This window comes from Mesorhizobium sp. WSM1497, assembly GCF_001672455.2.
In the GTDB taxonomy this organism is placed as follows: domain Bacteria; phylum Pseudomonadota; class Alphaproteobacteria; order Rhizobiales; family Rhizobiaceae; genus Mesorhizobium; species Mesorhizobium ciceri.
This window is the reverse complement of sequence record NZ_CP021070.1, coordinates 4,288,814-4,304,385: the sequence shown is the minus strand read 5'-3', so window position 1 is coordinate 4,304,385 and position 15,572 is coordinate 4,288,814. Positions and strand designations below refer to the sequence as shown.

At 61.6% G+C, this 15,572-nt stretch carries 16 protein-coding genes and 1 pseudogene; 12 read left to right on the top strand and 5 right to left on the bottom strand.

Annotated features, from left to right (window positions below):
- Positions 1–100: 100 nt before the first annotated feature.
- Positions 101–307, bottom strand: coding sequence for a hypothetical protein (locus A9K65_RS21105; protein WP_064994307.1), 207 nt, complete (start codon positions 305–307; stop codon positions 101–103).
- 89 nt (positions 308–396) lie between these two features.
- Positions 397–696, bottom strand: coding sequence for an XRE family transcriptional regulator (locus A9K65_RS21100; RefSeq protein ID WP_198327649.1), 300 nt, complete (start codon positions 694–696; stop codon positions 397–399).
- A 320-nt stretch (positions 697–1,016) separates the two neighbouring features.
- On the opposite strand from A9K65_RS21100, the gene A9K65_RS21095 reads away from it, so the two are divergent.
- The 10 genes and pseudogenes from A9K65_RS21095 to A9K65_RS35675 all read left to right on the top strand — a co-directional run.
- Entirely contained in the window at positions 1,017–1,553 is a 537-nt protein-coding gene (locus tag A9K65_RS21095) for a hypothetical protein (RefSeq protein ID WP_086081330.1), read from the top strand.
- On the top strand, positions 1,547–2,245 hold the full coding sequence (locus A9K65_RS21090; protein ID WP_086081329.1) for a CBS domain-containing protein: 699 nt from the start codon (positions 1,547–1,549) through the stop codon (positions 2,243–2,245). Before A9K65_RS21095 ends, A9K65_RS21090 begins: the two co-directional genes overlap by 7 nt.
- Before the next feature lie 33 nt (positions 2,246–2,278).
- Complete coding sequence (locus tag A9K65_RS21085; RefSeq protein ID WP_245321852.1) at positions 2,279–2,677, top strand: group III truncated hemoglobin; 399 nt, start codon at positions 2,279–2,281, stop codon at positions 2,675–2,677.
- Positions 2,674–3,012 carry a ferredoxin FdxA gene (gene fdxA / locus A9K65_RS21080; protein ID WP_064994311.1) on the top strand — a complete coding sequence of 113 codons (339 nt, stop codon included), beginning with the start codon at positions 2,674–2,676 and terminating at the stop codon, positions 3,010–3,012. The genes A9K65_RS21085 and fdxA overlap by 4 nt, the downstream gene beginning before the upstream one ends.
- A 5-nt stretch (positions 3,013–3,017) precedes the next feature.
- Positions 3,018–5,036, top strand: coding sequence for a hydantoinase/oxoprolinase family protein (locus tag A9K65_RS21075; protein WP_064994312.1), 2,019 nt, complete (start codon positions 3,018–3,020; stop codon positions 5,034–5,036).
- A 466-nt stretch (positions 5,037–5,502) separates the two neighbouring features.
- Positions 5,503–6,129, top strand: coding sequence for a GTP cyclohydrolase I (gene folE / locus A9K65_RS21070; RefSeq protein WP_084015934.1), 627 nt, complete (start codon positions 5,503–5,505; stop codon positions 6,127–6,129).
- 58 nt (positions 6,130–6,187) lie between these two features.
- Positions 6,188–6,868, top strand: a complete 681-nt coding sequence (locus A9K65_RS21065; protein ID WP_064994313.1) for an RNA polymerase sigma factor — start codon at positions 6,188–6,190, stop codon at positions 6,866–6,868.
- Between the two features lie 117 nt (positions 6,869–6,985).
- Positions 6,986–7,510 carry a DUF4142 domain-containing protein gene (locus A9K65_RS21060; protein WP_064994314.1) on the top strand — a complete coding sequence of 175 codons (525 nt, stop codon included), beginning with the start codon at positions 6,986–6,988 and terminating at the stop codon, positions 7,508–7,510.
- A complete protein-coding gene (locus A9K65_RS21055) occupies positions 7,507–7,833 on the top strand; it encodes a cupredoxin family copper-binding protein (RefSeq protein ID WP_198327513.1) in 327 nt (108 codons plus the stop codon). The genes A9K65_RS21060 and A9K65_RS21055 overlap by 4 nt, the downstream gene beginning before the upstream one ends.
- A gap of 205 nt (positions 7,834–8,038) precedes the next feature.
- Positions 8,039–8,298 (top strand): annotated as a pseudogene (locus tag A9K65_RS35675) (hypothetical protein); the annotation flags it as partial.
- A gap of 405 nt (positions 8,299–8,703) precedes the next feature.
- Here the strand turns inward: A9K65_RS35675 and A9K65_RS36520 are convergent.
- A complete protein-coding gene (locus A9K65_RS36520; protein ID WP_263499051.1) occupies positions 8,704–8,829 on the bottom strand; it encodes a hypothetical protein in 126 nt (41 codons plus the stop codon).
- A 540-nt stretch (positions 8,830–9,369) separates the two neighbouring features.
- On the opposite strand from A9K65_RS36520, the gene A9K65_RS36630 reads away from it, so the two are divergent.
- Both A9K65_RS36630 and A9K65_RS21035 read left to right on the top strand, forming a co-directional pair.
- Entirely contained in the window at positions 9,370–9,672 is a 303-nt protein-coding gene (locus A9K65_RS36630; RefSeq protein WP_084015936.1) for a DUF1127 domain-containing protein, read from the top strand.
- Between the two features lie 1,503 nt (positions 9,673–11,175).
- Positions 11,176–11,745, top strand: a complete 570-nt coding sequence (locus A9K65_RS21035) for a DUF488 domain-containing protein (RefSeq protein ID WP_084015942.1) — start codon at positions 11,176–11,178, stop codon at positions 11,743–11,745.
- Between the two features lie 30 nt (positions 11,746–11,775).
- Here the strand turns inward: A9K65_RS21035 and pgm are convergent, their stop codons facing one another.
- The gene (pgm, locus tag A9K65_RS21030; protein ID WP_064994347.1) at positions 11,776–13,434 is read right to left on the bottom strand and encodes a phosphoglucomutase (alpha-D-glucose-1,6-bisphosphate-dependent); all 1,659 of its coding nucleotides are present in this window, start codon (positions 13,432–13,434) and stop codon (positions 11,776–11,778) included.
- 13 nt (positions 13,435–13,447) lie between these two features.
- Positions 13,448–15,553: a transketolase gene (tkt, locus tag A9K65_RS21025; RefSeq protein WP_064994318.1), complete on the bottom strand. Its 2,106-nt coding sequence runs from the start codon at positions 15,551–15,553 to the stop codon at positions 13,448–13,450.
- Between the last annotated feature and the right edge of the window lie 19 nt (positions 15,554–15,572).

Genomic DNA, 15,572 nt, shown 5'->3' with positions numbered 1-15,572 from the left:
CGCTCGGTGCGGACTCTCAAAAAAGGTGGCGTTCGGCTGCTTCCGGCATGCCGTCAGCGGCCCCTGCCGTCAGTTGCTATCCGATCCGTTTGACGCACGCCTAGTCGTGGCGGGCGCCAAGCAAGGTGGCTATCACCAGTTCTCGTCCGGCCCTGTTTATCCCGGTCCCGCCCCGTCTTTCTTCCGCCAGTCCGAGGAAGACAAGGCGTTCGGCCAAGGCTTTCGATAAAGAAGGGTAGGGTCCGCGGTTCATTCGTTTGAGCGCCGTTTGCTCGTCCTCGGTGAGATCGTCCCAGATAACCGTCATGAAGGGCTTCCTTCCTCGCGCCTGCGCAGCCAAGCGGGATCTGAACTGCCCAGCAGCGGACTGAACGTGGAACCATCGGCTCAGAAGACCTATGGAACGGCGTCCGTTCCGACGATGCCGCCTTCATTTTCCAGGACGCCAATTCGTCTGACTTCCGAGCGGTTGAGTTTCAGGCGAACGCCGACACCGCCGCCGTTTTCCGCGATGAAAACGGCGCCGGCGTTTTCAAGCGCGGTTTGCAGCGTGTCGCAGATATCCTGGTCGGGAAGGTTGATCCGGCGCTCGAATTCCTCGATGACCAACGCATCCACACCTGAATTGCTTGAGAGCTTGTCACGGGTCCATTCGACCAGCGCGCGACCGGCACGGCATTGAGCACCAGTGATCATCATAATCTCCTGTTACCGCTTTCGGGGCCGAAATCACCGCTTGCTAAGAGCCGGGACAATCGAGGGCGCGATGGCTTCGGCCCATCAGAGATGCATATCGATTCCGAAAAGGGAAGGGCTGTGCCACGCGCTGCAATCGAATTCTGATGCAAAATAATTGTGCTAAAGCGGCAATAAATTTCGTTTGTCTTGTAGATGAGGACGAGTGAAGCTCGCGCGTAACGAAATTGACACATTCGGTGCCAGCCAGCAGGTCTAAACGCCACGGGAGTTCTTGGCGTTGTCGCGCGAGGGGCACCTTGGGCTCGGCGATGACAATAATGGACAGGCTTGAACACGATTTCAGCAGAATACTTTCCGGCAGGGACATCCAGGCTCATGTAGTAGGGCAAATGGTATCTGCCAGCCTCGATGTAGATGGCCGCATTCCAATTGCTCTCGTAGATGGCAGTGCTCTCAAAAGACGGCTCCGAGAGGAACTGCTCCTGCAAGCACAGACCCGGCTGCCGATCACCTATGCGAGACTGGCCGAGAGCATAGTCGGTTCAGACGCAACAGGGGTGATTCGGGATGTGCTCGAACAACTGATGGACGACGATGCGGACGAAGGCCTGCCATTGCTTGCGGCTGTTGCCGTGAAGGCGCTCGAACCCGGTTTGCCCGCTCACTGGTTCTTCCGGAAAGCCGAGGATATGGGGCTGTTCGCTGGCGATCCGACCAATCTGGAAGCCTATGCTTTCCATGCGAGGGAGTTCTATCGCGCGATCCACCTCCATGCTGGCAACGGGCAAGTCTCTGGAACGACCTTGCCGCCGGTTCTGCCGCCCGCAGACAGGTCAAGGAGAACGAAATGCTGACCGCCAAGGACGTCATGACGTCACCTGTTATTGCGGTAGGGCCTGACAGTTCGGTGGATGAGGTCGGCGATATTCTCCTGTCGTACGGGATCAGCGCCGTGCCGGTGATTGATCGAGGTGCGCTGCTGGGCATCGTCAGTGAAGGAGACCTGATCCGCCGGGCAGAGATCGGTACAGCCCCGCAACATCGTTCCTGGTGGCTTCGGCTTTTCGCCAACAACGCCGCCCTTGCGGAAGGCTATGTCAAGTCTCATTCCGAGCATGTGACCGACGTCATGACAAAGGACGTTGCGACTGTGGTCGAGAGCACGCCAGTCGTCGAGATCGCAACCCTGCTTGAACACAATCGGATCAAGCGTGTTCCGGTGCTGCGCGACGGACAGATTGTGGGGGTCGTCAGTCGTGCCGATCTGGTGCGGGCGCTGGTCGTCGCCAGGAAACGTTGGCGCGCTCCGGTGTCGCAGGACGACAGCAGCATCAGGCTGGAGATTATTGAAGCCTTGCGATCCGAATCATGGCCCTCGACCGGAAGGTCGGACGTGACCGTGACCAACGGCGTAGTTACGTTCTCGGGAGCTTACCTGTCCGAGCAGGAGCGCAAAGCCACGCTCATCCTGGCTGAAAACACCGCTGGCGTGCAGGCTATCGATGATCACCGCATTCCCCTCGATATGACCTACGGTGTGGTCTGAAGGGCCGGATAAGCGCTGGACCAGAGCATGCCCTTGACACAGACAGCCCCGATTTCCGACGAGCAGATTCGACAACTCGTCGACTCCTTCTACGACAAGATCCGCGCCGACGCGGATCTCAGGCCGATTTTCGAGCGCGTCGTTGCCGGTGATTGCGAAACGCATCTGGCGAAGATGTACGAATTTTGGTCCTCGGTAATCCTGACCAGCGGATTCTACAAGGGAAGTCTCGTCGCGGTCCGCAAGCACATGGGTGGGTTGGAGATCGGTCTGCTCGGCCGGTGCCTCGCCTTGTTTGGCGAAAGTTGCGACGAATTGCTGGACAGGGAGACTGCGGGACTGTGTTGGCTGAAGGCCGCCCATGTCGCCGAAAGTCTGAAGCTGTTATTGTTCTGTCGCCCTGACCGGCCATGGCTGAGAAACGCCTCATGACGTTCGTGGTCACCGACAATTGCATCAGATGCAAATACATGGACTGCGTGGAAGTCTGTCCCGTGGACTGTTTCTATGAAGGCGAGAACATGCTCGTCATCCATCCCGATGAATGCATCGACTGCGGCGTCTGCGAGCCAGAATGCCCGGCGAAAGCCATTTTTCCCGATACCGTGCCTGGTCTCGACGATTGGCTCGCGCTGAACGCCGAGTATGCGTCTGCGTGGCCCAATATTGCGGTCAAGCGTGATCCACCCGCCGACGCCAAGGCGTTCGACGGTGAAGCAAACAAGCTCGCGAAATATTTTTCACCCGAAGCCGGGCCAGGCGACTGATCAAGATGAACGCATATACCCACCAGCCGTCGCCCCTGTATCTGGGCGTCGACACCGGCGGCACGTATACCGATGCCGTGCTGTGGTCAGAATCTACAGGCATCGTGGCCAAGGCCAAATCGCTGACCACACGGCACGATCTTGCCGAGGGCATCGCCGGTGCCGTCGACGCTGTTTTATCCGAGGCTGCCATCGAACCCGGCGCGATCAAGCTCGTCTCCATGTCGACCACGCTCGCAACCAACGCCCTCGTCGAAGGGCAGGGCGGACGGGTCGCGCTGGTGATGATCGGTTTCGCCGAAGCCGATCTTGACCGGAACGGATTGTCAAAGGCTCTCGGCTCCGATCCCGTGATCTTTTGTCCGGGCGGACATGACGTCCATGGCGATCCGCGTCAGCTGGTGCTGGACGCTCTCATGGCTGCGCTGCCGTCTCTCGTCGACACGGTCTCAGGCATCGCCGTGGCCTCCTATTTTGCGGTTCGCAATCCCGAACATGAGGTCGCGGTACGTGACGTCATTCGCGAGCGTACCGGGCTTCCGGTGACCTGTTCGCATGAACTGTCATCGAAACTCGGCGGCCCGCGTCGGGCGCTGACCACGCTTCTCAACGCCCGGTTGATCTCGATGATCGATCGCCTTGTCGACGCCACCGAGGGCTTTCTGAAAAGACGCGGGATCGTCGCTCCGCTCATGGTCGTGCGCGGCGACGGCGCGCTTGTCACCGCTGAATTCGCCCGCGCCCGGCCGATCGAGACGATCCTGTCAGGACCAGCGGCAAGCCTGGTGGGAGCCCGGTACATGACCGGAATCGATGACGCAGTGGTGTCCGACATCGGCGGCACCACCACCGACATCGCCGTTCTGGACGGCGGTCGCCTGCGGCTCGACCCGGAAGGCGCTACCGTCGGCGGAATGCGAACCATGGTGGAAGCCGTCGCCATGCGCACCTTTGGCCTCGGGGGAGATTCGGAAGTCTCGCTCCATGAGCGGTCGCTGACTTCGACGATCGTGCTCGGCCCCCGTCGACTCGTGCCACTGGCGCTCGCCGCGGTGAAGCACGGCGATGCCATCCATAATGGCCTCAAGCGGCAATTGCTCAGCCCCAACACCAGCCGGCTGGACGGCCGCTTCGCGTTGTGCACAGGTGTCCCCGAGCGTCTGGCTGCGGGCCTGACCGTTACCGAGGCGCGGCTCTATGCCCACATTTCGGCAATTCCCGCCGCGCTCGATCGGCTGCTCGTATCGACATCGCAGGTCGCAACACTCAATCGCCTGGTCGCGCGTGGTCTGGTGCATATTGCGGGCTTCACGCCATCCGATGCGGCCCATGTGCTCGGCCGGCAAGGGAATTGGGATCCTGTCGCGGCTCGACTGGGCGCCGAATTGTTCGCACGCAAGCGCGACGGCCAAGGGCATCGTGTCGCCAAAGGAGCGGAAGCATTTTCCGAGATGGTCCTCATCGCCGTCACCCGGCGTTCTGCAGAAGCCATTCTTGAAACAGTCTTTGCCGAGGACGGGCTGGATGGCGGCGTCTCTGTTGCCAATCCGCTGGTTCAGCGTGCCGTTGGCCGACGAGGCGGCATGGCGCAGCTGTCGATCGCACTCGACCGGCCGGTGATCGGCCTCGGCGCTTCGGCATCGCTTCACTACGCGGGGCTGCCGCCGATCATCGGCAATGCGTGCAAGATCGCCGAACACGCCGACGTTGCAAATGCGTTGGGTGCCGTCGTCGGGCAGGTACGGATGTCAGCGGAAGCCCGCGTCAGCCAGCCGGAGATCGGGCTTTTCCGTCTCAATTCCGGCCTGCGGCTGGATGATTTTGACACCGAGGACGAAGCAATGGCCGCCGCCGAAGCCCACATTCGCGCTCTGGCGGCAGGTCTCGCCGAGCGCGCCGGGACCGATCAGGCTCGGATCGAGATCTCACGGGACATAAGGGTTGCCACAATCGAGGGCGAGCGCAGTTTCGTCGAAGCCATCGTCGTCGCGACAGCCACCGGGCGGCCGCGGATCGCGTCCTGACCCGGATAGGGGCCGCCCTGTGACCACAGCCGGAACGTTGCGCAGGCTGGAGCCCTTCGCCGATCTGAAGACCGATATAGGCCCTGGTGCAAATGAATACTCCGCACGCCAGCGGGACTTTGCAGTGGGTGCATGTGCCGTCGACCGCCAGCAAATGGTCGCCGACGCGTACCAGGACCACCAGCTGACCGGCGGCATCGGCATTATCGCGATTGCCACGATGAACACACCAACAGCGAGGTCAGGGTCGGTTTCCGCGGGCTGTTTCGATGCCATCTTGGTTCTCCTTCACGATCCTGACGGCGTACGTCGACCATGCGCCAGACATGAAATTGGATGCAGCGCTGTTCGAAAAGTTCCCGTGGTTCGCCACGGATGGGAACCTTCCTCCTGGGTGTCGTGCCAGTCGGGAACCAATCCTCGCCAGCCGCATCCAATGGTTTCGAGCGTGGAACTGGAGAGACCGATGGACCTGCATTCGCAAATTCTGAACGACACCGAAGATGGCGTGTCGGCCTCCGCCGAAGGAAATTCAGTGGGAGACGGCCAACCCAGAGCAGTCGGCCGCGTCCGGCCGACGCGCTTCGATGCTGAGGCCGCGGTCAGGACGCTGATCTCTTGGGCCGGCGACGATCCGGCCCGACCCGGTCTTATCGATACTCCTGCGCGTGTCGTTCGTGCCTATGAAGAGTGGTTTGCCGGCTATCGGCAAGATCCTGTGAGACTGCTGGAACGGACGTTCGATGAAATCGGCGGCTATAACCAGGCGGTCGAACTGCACGACATAGCGTTTCATTCTTTCTGCGAGCACCACATGGCCGCAATCCACGGCAAGGCGTACATCGCCTACATGGTCGAGGCTTGCGCTCGCCGCTTGCAGATACAGGAGCGGCTCACGGATGATATCGCTTGCGCGATCGAGGATGCCCTGCAGCCGGGTGGAGTGGCCGTCGTGCTTGTGGCCGAGCATGGCTGCATGACATCGCGCGGCGTCCACGCGCACGGCACCCGCATGGTCACCAAACGCATGCTCGGCGTTTTCGAGACGAACATCGATCTGAGGCGCGAATTCCTGTCGTCGATTCCGGTGTGACGAATTTTCAGGAACCTTGTTGTCGAGACCAATCTATTGAAGGGCAAGGAGACTGCTCATGTCGTACGTTCGGCGAGACGCGACCGAAATCATCGCTGCCTCTGGCGACCTGGAATTGACGCAGCGAGCCCTGGCGCGCGACGGCGCTGCCTTTCGCACCATCATCAAGACGCATAACCAGCGGCTTTACCGCATCGCGCGCGGCGTGGTGCGCAATGACAGCGAGGCCGAGGACATCGTCCAGGAGGCCTATGTCAGGGCCTTTGCCCATCTCGGCAGTTTTCGCGGCGATGCCTCGCTCGGCACGTGGCTGTCGCGCATCGTCATCAACGAAGCGCTCGGCCGGTTGCGTAAAAGACGGCGATCGGTGGCGATGCCCGAGAACCCGCAGGCCGAGATTATCCAGTTTCCCCTCAACCCCAGCGATGATCCGGAGCGGACAATGGCGCAACGGCAAATCCTGGCCCTTGTCGAACGGGCGACCGACAGCCTTCCAGATCTCTACAGCATGGTGTTCGTGGCGCGGGTGATCGAGGGCCTGAGCATTGAAGAGACTTCAGAACTACTCGGCGTGCGGCCCGAAACCGTCAAGACCCGCCTGCATCGCGCTCGCGCCCTGCTGCGCAAGGCGCTGGATGACCAGATCGGGCCGGTGCTGCTCGACGCCTTCCCCTTCGCTGGCCGGCGCTGCGAAGGGTTGACCGCTGCCGTGATGAAGCGGCTCGGCCTGGAAGGCTGACCCATTTTCTGATTTGGCGGATTTTCGCGGGAACGTTTGCCGCCGCGCTGCATCCAATGATGCGTCAACCGGAAACGAAGCCCGAGGCGATCCCCGCATCCGGGCGAAGGAGATGTCATGCTTATTCGTCACACCGCCGCTCTGGCCGCCTTGCTGCTGCTTGGCACTGCCCCACTTGCGCAAGCCGCCGACAAACCAACCGACCCGCAGATCGCCCACATCGCCTATACAGCCGGCGTGATCGATGTCGAGGCGGCCAAGCAAGCGCTCAAGAAGTCGAAGAACAAGGAGGTGCTCGCCTTCGCCAAGGACATGGTCCGCGACCATGAGGCGGTGAATGTCCAAGCGCTCGACCTGGTCAAGAAACTCAAGGTGACGCCGGAAGACAACGCCACCAGCAAGGCGCTGACCAAAGCCGCCGCGGAGGAGCGGGCCAAGCTCGCCAAGCTCAAGGGAGCGGCCTTCGACAAGGCCTATGTCGACAACGAGGTAGCCTATCACAAGCAGGTCGACGACGCTCTCCAAACGCTCCTGATTCCCTCTGCGAGCAACGCCGAGCTCAAGGATCTGCTGGAGACCGGCCTGAAGATATTCCAAGGCCATGAACAACATGCCGAACATGTCGCCGGCATGCTGAAATGAGAACAGCGCTGATGATGCCGAAACGGCGACTGTGGATTGCACTGGCGCTAACAATCGTCGCCGCGCCGGTGAAGGCCGAAACCATCCAGGTCACCATCGACAAGCTGGTGTTCTCGCCAGTGACCGTCGAGGCGAAGGTTGGCGACACGATCGAGTGGGTAAACAAGGACGTGTTTGCCCACACAGCCACCGTGAAGGGTGGCTGGGATGTGATGATCCCGCCGAAGAAGTCCGGAAGCCTGAGATTGAAGGCCGCGGGAGCGGTCAACTATTTCTGCCGCTTCCACCCCAACATGAAGGGCCGCATCACGGTGGCGCCATAGCTGGAGCGTGGGATCGCGGCAGGCGTCGCGATCCAACAATTCGGGGGGGCGTCGTGCCCAAGGAGGTTACGCAGGCAAAGACCGCTTTGTCTTTGCGGGCGGCGACAGATTCGGCGCCACTCAGGTCTCTGACTAGCGCTCAGAGCCGTAAATGGGTCGCCTTTATCAAGAACCGCTTCGAGGCGCTGCTGAGGGAGATCTTCGAATGACGGCCGCTATCCTTTGCGGCCATCATGGACTAGCAGCTCATGCTCGTTTCGCCATCGGCTGCTACGTCTACCGAGTGGTCCGGGCCCGCGCACGCAGGACCGGGTGCTCTGCCTCGGCGCGATGTAGGTCTGCGCGATGCTCCTTGCGCTCACTGCCGGCACCCGCACTGGAAGCGAGGTGTATTTCGAAGGGCGTCCTAGGATCCATGTCGAGCAAGCGCTCGCCAAGTTCCTCATGCGCGGGGAGGTGATCGAATGCTCCAAGCCGCCGACCTGCCGCCGTGGGCTGCCTGCCGACCCCCCTGCTTCTGATCGGAGTGGTGCTTACCCTTGCCGGAGCCATCGCAACACTGCGATTCGGCAGCTTTTGCTAGCGAATCCACGTACCTACACTTGGCCTCGGCTGGGGAACGGGCGCGACCGCGCTTGCTCAATCGTCTTCTTGTCGGCGCTCGGTTCCCGCGTCGGAGCCCGCGAACTGCTGGTCGCCGCCTTCGTCACGGTCACCTGATGCTCATTGCCCGGGCAGCACGTTTCCGTGACAGGACCGCAGGGAAGACGGGCATCCCTTCGAGGTCAGAGGTGAGGCAGGCTTGCGGACATGCGTCGAACACGCTGCGGCGGCACCGGATAAGTGATGCCGCCGCAGTCATTACGAGCGTCAGCGGCGACGACCGGCCAAATTTGGGCCCGCAACGATCGCCGACACCGAAGTCGCCGCCTGACCCTTGACCTCCTTGTCCTGCTTCGGTTTGCGGGTTTCGCGGTTGCCCTTCCTCTTTGCCATTCCTTGTCTCCTTGCTGGCAAGCACTGTGCGGCCCCCGGTCGACGGCCGGCAGCGCGCTTCGTGCGAAAACGATGAAGCTGCAGGATCCCCTGGCCAGGCGGATACTCCCCGCGCGGCCAGGGTTACCGGCGCGTTTTGCGCCGCTTTCGGAACGTTAGGGAGCTTGGAGGAGGTGTGTTCATGACCTCATTATGGGAACGTCGGATGCAGAAGTCCAAGATGGCTGGCCGATACCGGCCGTTTCGCGTCCAAAGGCCGCACGCGGCGCGCTTCGATTGAATTTCCGTGTAGGAGCCCCATCTACGATGCATGGTAATCGCAGGTCGTCACAAGAAGTTTCTGGTCGTTTCGGCGTTCCTCCTGACGCGTTCCTAGCCCGAGCGGCAAGGGCGCGCCCGCCCGCCGTCTCGGGAACAAATCCCACCCAGTCCGACATCGTATCCGGTGGTTCAGCGGCCGGCTTGTCGGCATGTCCATGACCAAGCTCGCATGAGGTTCCGCCATGTGCGGCCGCGGGCTACTTCGGCGGAGAGACCAACATGTCCAAAATCGACCGCACTTATCCATCGGCATCAGAACGCGGGTCCGAACGCAAGTCCAGAACCACAGTGCGGCAGCTGTTCCTTCGTGCCATCCGCCAATGGCAGCGGAGCCGCGCGATCAACGAACTCTCGCGACTGGACAACAGGCAACTCGAGGACATTGGCATTTCGCGCAACCACATCCCGCGGGTGGTTGAGGGTCTTTTCAGTCCAGAAGGAGCCAAACCTCTCCCAATGGCGGACTACCTGGGCGAGAGCCCGGTAATCGTGGCGGAATCCTATATTCCCCGGAGGGCCTGACATGGACACGATCACAAAGACCATCATAGCCGTAGGTCTTCTCGGCCTGATGGTGACCGCGTTCGCGATGCTCTGAGGGGCATCGGTGGCGCATTCCCGCAGTTGAAGTCGGGATGAAGTAGGCAGGACAGCATGTGCATGGAGACGTTCATCAGGATTTCGAGGCTTGCCGGGAGGGTCGCGTCCTTTCCCGGAGCAAACTCTTTGACCCTGAATCCCGCACCTAACCTGCTCCGGAGCATTCCAGGCAAAGCGGTTTGGCGCCGAGCGCCGCATCGATGGAGCGTGTCATGAGAACCGTCCGAACGAGGCAGGTGTGCCTCTCCTGCAATAGCCTCTTGCCCCGCGCCGCAGTCCGCTGCCCCTGGTGCATCTCGTCGACCGTCACTCCTGCCGCGATTGCGGATCACTGCGCGTCGGGGACGAGGCCCGGCGAACGAGCAAGCCGGGCCCAGGTGCTGCAGTGAGACCGGCCAATGCGATGCCGGTCCCGCCGACCCTGATCGATCGCGCCCGAAACGCCGCCACTTCGGCGGAGCGGGGAACGTGGGCGCTTGGGGAGGTCACCCGGACATCATCCTCTGTCCATCCCGCTACGAAGCGCGAGGCGCTCTGGCCTCTCGGGTCTGCTCGCCGAAAGGGGCGGGCAAGCCGGGAAGCCGTGTTGGCTGCCCTGCTGCGGCGGGAGCGCCGCGGGCCGACATACATCGGCGGCGGAATCGCGATGCCGCACGGACGAAATGACGAGTCCCTGCTGCCAGCGGCGGCAGTCCTCCGTCTCCGGCAACCTGTGCACTACGCTACGGCGGACGGCGACATGGCGGACATCCTCGTAGCCGTCCCGTGGCCGAAGGGGGTCTCGTCAGGATACGTGCCGACGCTCGCCCGCCCGTTCGTCGGCCAGCGGACAAGGCACGCAAGGAATGCCGCAGACTTCACTTCGCCCCCGCCGAAGTCGGAGCCGACCACGTGGGAGAAGGGAAACTACATCGGCGAGCGCATCATGTAGACCATCTCGGTGCCGGACAAGATGATCGCGGCTGATGCCTAGCCGCTGCAACCAAACCCTGGATCCATGCTGCGGTACTGTGGGCGTGGTGATGGGCTTCTTCGCCTTGTGCCGCCCTTGGGGCGAGCATGGTGGCAAGGGGCGCTCTATCTCCTAATCTCCGACGCCGTCTATAGCGCTCATCCGTGGTTGCGTTTGGCACGCCGGTCATCGGCGTCAGTCTGTGCACACGAACGATCGTGCCGCTGCCCCCCCCCTGGCTTCCGAATTCCACTCACGTAACGCTGACTCGAGCCATGTGGCTCGACCAAGGGTGACAGGGATTCTCGCGTGAGACGCCATTCCGCACCTGGATGGCGCAATCGAATGGCGATGATCCACCACTCAACCTTTGCACGCGAATTCGGTTCCAGCGATCGCATCCCGATGCAGGGGTCTTTTTTGATCTGCGCGATAAACAGGCTACAATCCGCGTCGAGGTGGCCAAGGTCGCCGTGCGCCGTCAGATTGGAATCGAAACGAACAGCTTCTTCACCATAGGCCATTCCACGCGTACGATCGTCGAGTTCGCCGAACTGCTTAGGGAGTCTCGTGTCGATTTCGTTGTCGATGTGAGGTCGATGCCGCGCTCGCGCACCAATCCGCAGTTTAACGAAGACAGCCTTCCGGGAGCGTTGGCGCCGTGGCAGATCGGCTATAAGCATGTCGCTGCGCTTGGCGGCTTGCGGGGCAAGGCGCGGGGGGCGGAACCTTCCCCCAATAGCTATTGGCGCGTACGTGGTTTTCGCAACTACGCGGACTATGCGCTGACCGAGCCGTTCGCCAAAGGCTTGGCGCAACTGCGAGAGCTCGGCAGCCGGCATCGCTGCGCAATCATGTGCGCGGAAGCCGTCTGGTGGCGCTGCCACCGCCGCATCATTTCCGACTACCTGCTCGGAGAAGGCGAACGGGTCATGCACATCCTTGGGGTCGGTCATGTCGAGGAGGCCAGCCTGACGCCAGGCGCTGTCGTGCGCGATGATGGAACGATCGTTTACCCCGGGGAGCATCTCCTCGGGACGTAAGCATGGGTCATCACAAGCCGTGCAGCCGGTTCAGCTTCCTTTGGTTGCCCCGAGCGCATGGTCGACGGTCGTCTGCGCCTCGGCCAGGATGGCGCGCAGGTGGTCCTGTCCGCGAAAACTCTCAGCGTAGATCTTGTAGATATCCTCGGTACCTGACGGGCGCGCGGCGAACCAGCCGTTTTCCGTGGCCACCTTGACGCCGCCGATTTCGGCATTGTTGCCCGGTGCCCGGCTGAGCACCGACCGGATCGGTTCGCCAGCCAAGATCTTCGACGTGATCTCATGCGGCGAGAGCTTCGACAGTTTCTCTTTTTGTGCTGGGGTTGCCGTTGCCTGGAGCCGGTCGGCGACCGGTTCGCCCAATGCCTTCGTCAGGTCGCGATAGACCTCGCCGGGATCGCGACCCATCCTTGCCATGATCTCGGCCGACAGCAACGCCGGCACGATGCCATCCTTGTCGGTCGTCCAGACGGCGCCATTGCGGCGCATGAACGTCGCACCAGCGCTTTCCTCGCCGCAAAAGCCCATCGAGCCGTCCTGAAGGCCCTCGGCGAACCATTTGAACCCGACCGGCACTTCATACAGTCTGCGCTTCAGCCTGGCGCTGACGCGATCAATCATCTGGCTGCTCACCACCGTTTTTCCAACAGCGGTGTCCTTGCGCCATTCAGGGCGATGCTGGAACAGGTAATCAATCGCCACCGACAAGTAATGATTGGCCGGCAGCAGCCCGGCACTGCGCGTGACGATGCCGTGCCGGTCGTGATCGGTGTCGCATGCGAAAGCGATGTCGAATTGATCCTTCAGGCTGATAAGGCCTTGCATGGCATAAGCTGAAGACGGGTCCATGCGGATCTGGCCATCCCAATCAACCGTCATGAAACGAAAAGTGGGATCGACGTGGCGATTGACGATGGTCAGGTCGAGTTTATAGCGGTCGGCTATGGCGGGCCAGTAGTGGACTCCCGCGCCGCCGAGCGGGTCGACGCCCATGCGAACATGCGCTCCCCGAATGGCGTCCATGTCGATGACATTGCCGAGATCGTTCACGTAAGCGTTCAGGAAATCGTGGGCATGGACTGTAGGCGCATGGAGGGCCTTCTCGAACGGCATCCGCCGCACGCCTTTCAGGCCGTTGCCAAGCAGCTCATTGGCCTGTTGTTCGATCCAGCCGGTGACATCGGTATCCGCCGGCCCGCCATTGGGCGGGTTGTACTTGAAACCTCCGTCGCCGGGTGGGTTGTGCGACGGCGTGATGACGATGCCATCGGCAAGCCCGGTCTTGCGGCCTTTGTTGTAGATGAGGATTGCGTGAGAGACGGCAGGGGTGGGCGTATACTCGCCACCGGCCGCCATCATCACCTCCGCCCCGTTCGCGGCCAGCACTTCCAGTGCGCTCGCAAACGCCGGTTCCGACAGCGCATGTGTATCGATGCCGATGAAGATCGGGCCGTCGATGCCCCGTAGCTTGCGGTACAGACAGATGGCCTGGCTGATTGCCAGAACATGTGCTTCGTTGAACGTTCTTTCGATTGCAGACCCGCGGTGCCCGGACGTCCCGAATGCCACGCGCTGCAACGGGTCGGCAAGGTCCGGCGCTTGGCTATAGTAGGCCGTGACAAGCCTGGGGACATTGACCAGCAGGTCGGGCGGGGGCGGCTTTCCGGCCAATGGACTGATGTTCATGATCGTGCTGATTGCCTCATTTGGTGAAAGCCGCACTGCCTGGAGCTTGAATGCCCGCAATTTGCGCCTTGGCAGCCGCAACGACGTGTGCGGGCTCGAATCCGAAGTGTTTTGCGACGACCTTTGATGGAGCGGACAGGCCGAAGCTATGCAGAGCCAGGATGGCGCCGTCGAAGCCGGTATACCGTTCCCATCCGAAACCGGATGCTTCCTCCACTGCCACGCGGGCGGTTATCGTTGGCGGCAGGACGGTGTCGCGATACTCCTTTGGTTGGCTTTCAAACAATTCCCATGACGGCATGCTGACGACGCGTGCCTTGATGCCCTCGGCCTTCAACTGTTCATAGCCCGTCACGCACAGCGCGACTTCGCTGCCGGTCGCCAGCAGCAGGACGTCGGGTCGGGCGTCGGGAGCATCGGCCAGTACATAAGCGCCCCGTGCCACGCCGCCTGCGTTTGCGTAGATCGAGCGATCGAGCGTCGGCACCCGCTGTCGCGTCAGTACGAGGCAGACGGGCCTGTCCTTGAGATGAATGATGACCTTCCATGCCTCCATGACCTCATTCGCATCCGCCGGGCGCAGCACGATCATGCCGGGCATGGCGCGGAACGAGGCAAGCTGCTCGATGGGCTGGTGGGTTGGCCCGTCCTCGCCGAGACTGATGGAATCGTGGGTCCAGATGGAGATGAGCGGGAGTTCCATCATCGAGCTCAGCCGCAGCGCCGCGCGGCAATAGTCGGTGAAGATCAGGAAGCTGGAGACGAACGGCCGCAGCTTCGACAGGCTCATGCCGTTGCCGATGGCGCACATGGCATGTTCGCGCAGGCCAAAGTGGAAATTCCGCCCGCGGTAGCTGACGGCCTGGTCACCCTCGGGCGCCTGAAAGTTGCCGGCGAAATCGAATTCGAGGTTCGTCTTGGTTGACGGCGACAGGTCTGCCGCGCCACCCAGCAGCCATGGCAAATGTTCCGCAATAGCGTTCAACACCTGGCCGGACGATTCACGTGTCGCGAGGCCTTTCGCGTCGGCTGAGAAGGCGGGCAACGTGGCGTCCCACCCGGGAGCAACTTCACGTCGCTGCATCTGATCGATCTGTTCGGCCAGGTCAGGATATTGTTTGCGATAGGCAGCGAACAATTTTCGCCAGGCGGCATGAGCGGCGTCCCCACGCTTGCCCATATGTGAGCGGAAATGCGCCACGACCCCGTCCGGAACCTTGAAATCGGCGTCCGGATCCCAGCCGTAGAATTCCTTCGTCAGCCGAACTTCTTCGGCGCCCAGGGGCTCGCCATGCGCTTTGCTGGTGTCATGCTTGTGCGGCGCGCCATAACCGATATGACTTTGAACGATGATCAGCGTGGGGCGGTCATGCGTATCGATGAACATCTGATACGCCTTGCCCAGCAACACCAGATCGTTTGCATCGCTTACCCGCTCGACATGCCATCCGTACGCAAGGAAGCGGGTTGCCACGTCTTCGGTGAAGGTAAGGCCAGTCGGCCCCTCGATGGTGATGTGATTGTCGTCATAAATCCAGCAGAGGTTCGACAATTTGAGGTGTCCAGCCAGCGATGCCGCCTCGTTGCTGAGCCCCTCCATCATGTCGCCGTCGCTGCACAGCGCATAGACAGTGTGCGAGAACAGATCATAATCGGGTCGATTGTAGGTGGCCGCCAGCCACCGTTCAGCAATTGCCATGCCGACGCTTGTGGCGGCACCTTGTCCGAGTGGCCCCGTGGTCGTTTCCACGCCCGAGGTCCAGCCAAATTCGGGATGTCCAGTGCAATGGCTGCCTGCCTGGCGGAACGACTTGAGATCGTCCAACGTCACGGCCAGCCGGTCGCTCGATGGATAGGCCGGCCCTTTTGCCTTGACGCCGCACACATGAAGCAGGCTGTAGAGCAGAGCGCAGGCGTGACCGGCCGACAGCACGAAACGGTCGCGGTTCGGCCAGTCGGGATCGGCTGGATCATAGCGCAGGAAGTGTTGCCACAGGCAGTAGGCGACTGGCGCGGCATCCAGCGGCGTTCCGGGATGGCCGGAATTTGCCTTCTGGACCGCGTCGATGGAAAGCATCCGCAGCGTGTTGATGCAAAGCTGGTCGAGTTGCGCCTGTACCATATTTTTTCCGATCGGAGTC

Excerpts from the sequence above, each read along its gene's own strand:
- A9K65_RS21105 (WP_064994307.1), bottom strand. The coding sequence starts at position 307 with ATGACGGTTATCTGGGACGATCTCACCGAGGACGAGCAAACGGCGCTC.
- A9K65_RS21100 (WP_198327649.1), bottom strand. The coding sequence starts at position 696 with ATGATCACTGGTGCTCAATGCCGTGCCGGTCGCGCGCTGGTCGAATGG.
- A9K65_RS21095 (WP_086081330.1), top strand. The coding sequence starts at position 1,017 with ATGGACAGGCTTGAACACGATTTCAGCAGAATACTTTCCGGCAGGGAC.
- A9K65_RS21090 (WP_086081329.1), top strand. The coding sequence starts at position 1,547 with ATGCTGACCGCCAAGGACGTCATGACGTCACCTGTTATTGCGGTAGGG.
- fdxA (WP_064994311.1), top strand. The coding sequence starts at position 2,674 with ATGACGTTCGTGGTCACCGACAATTGCATCAGATGCAAATACATGGAC.
- A9K65_RS21075 (WP_064994312.1), top strand. The coding sequence starts at position 3,018 with ATGAACGCATATACCCACCAGCCGTCGCCCCTGTATCTGGGCGTCGAC.
- folE (WP_084015934.1), top strand. The coding sequence starts at position 5,503 with ATGGACCTGCATTCGCAAATTCTGAACGACACCGAAGATGGCGTGTCG.
- A9K65_RS21065 (WP_064994313.1), top strand. The coding sequence starts at position 6,188 with ATGTCGTACGTTCGGCGAGACGCGACCGAAATCATCGCTGCCTCTGGC.
- A9K65_RS21060 (WP_064994314.1), top strand. The coding sequence starts at position 6,986 with ATGCTTATTCGTCACACCGCCGCTCTGGCCGCCTTGCTGCTGCTTGGC.
- A9K65_RS21055 (WP_198327513.1), top strand. The coding sequence starts at position 7,507 with ATGAGAACAGCGCTGATGATGCCGAAACGGCGACTGTGGATTGCACTG.
- A9K65_RS36520 (WP_263499051.1), bottom strand. The coding sequence starts at position 8,829 with ATGGCAAAGAGGAAGGGCAACCGCGAAACCCGCAAACCGAAGCAGGAC.
- A9K65_RS36630 (WP_084015936.1), top strand. The coding sequence starts at position 9,370 with ATGTCCAAAATCGACCGCACTTATCCATCGGCATCAGAACGCGGGTCC.
- tkt (WP_064994318.1), bottom strand. The coding sequence starts at position 15,553 with ATGGTACAGGCGCAACTCGACCAGCTTTGCATCAACACGCTGCGGATG.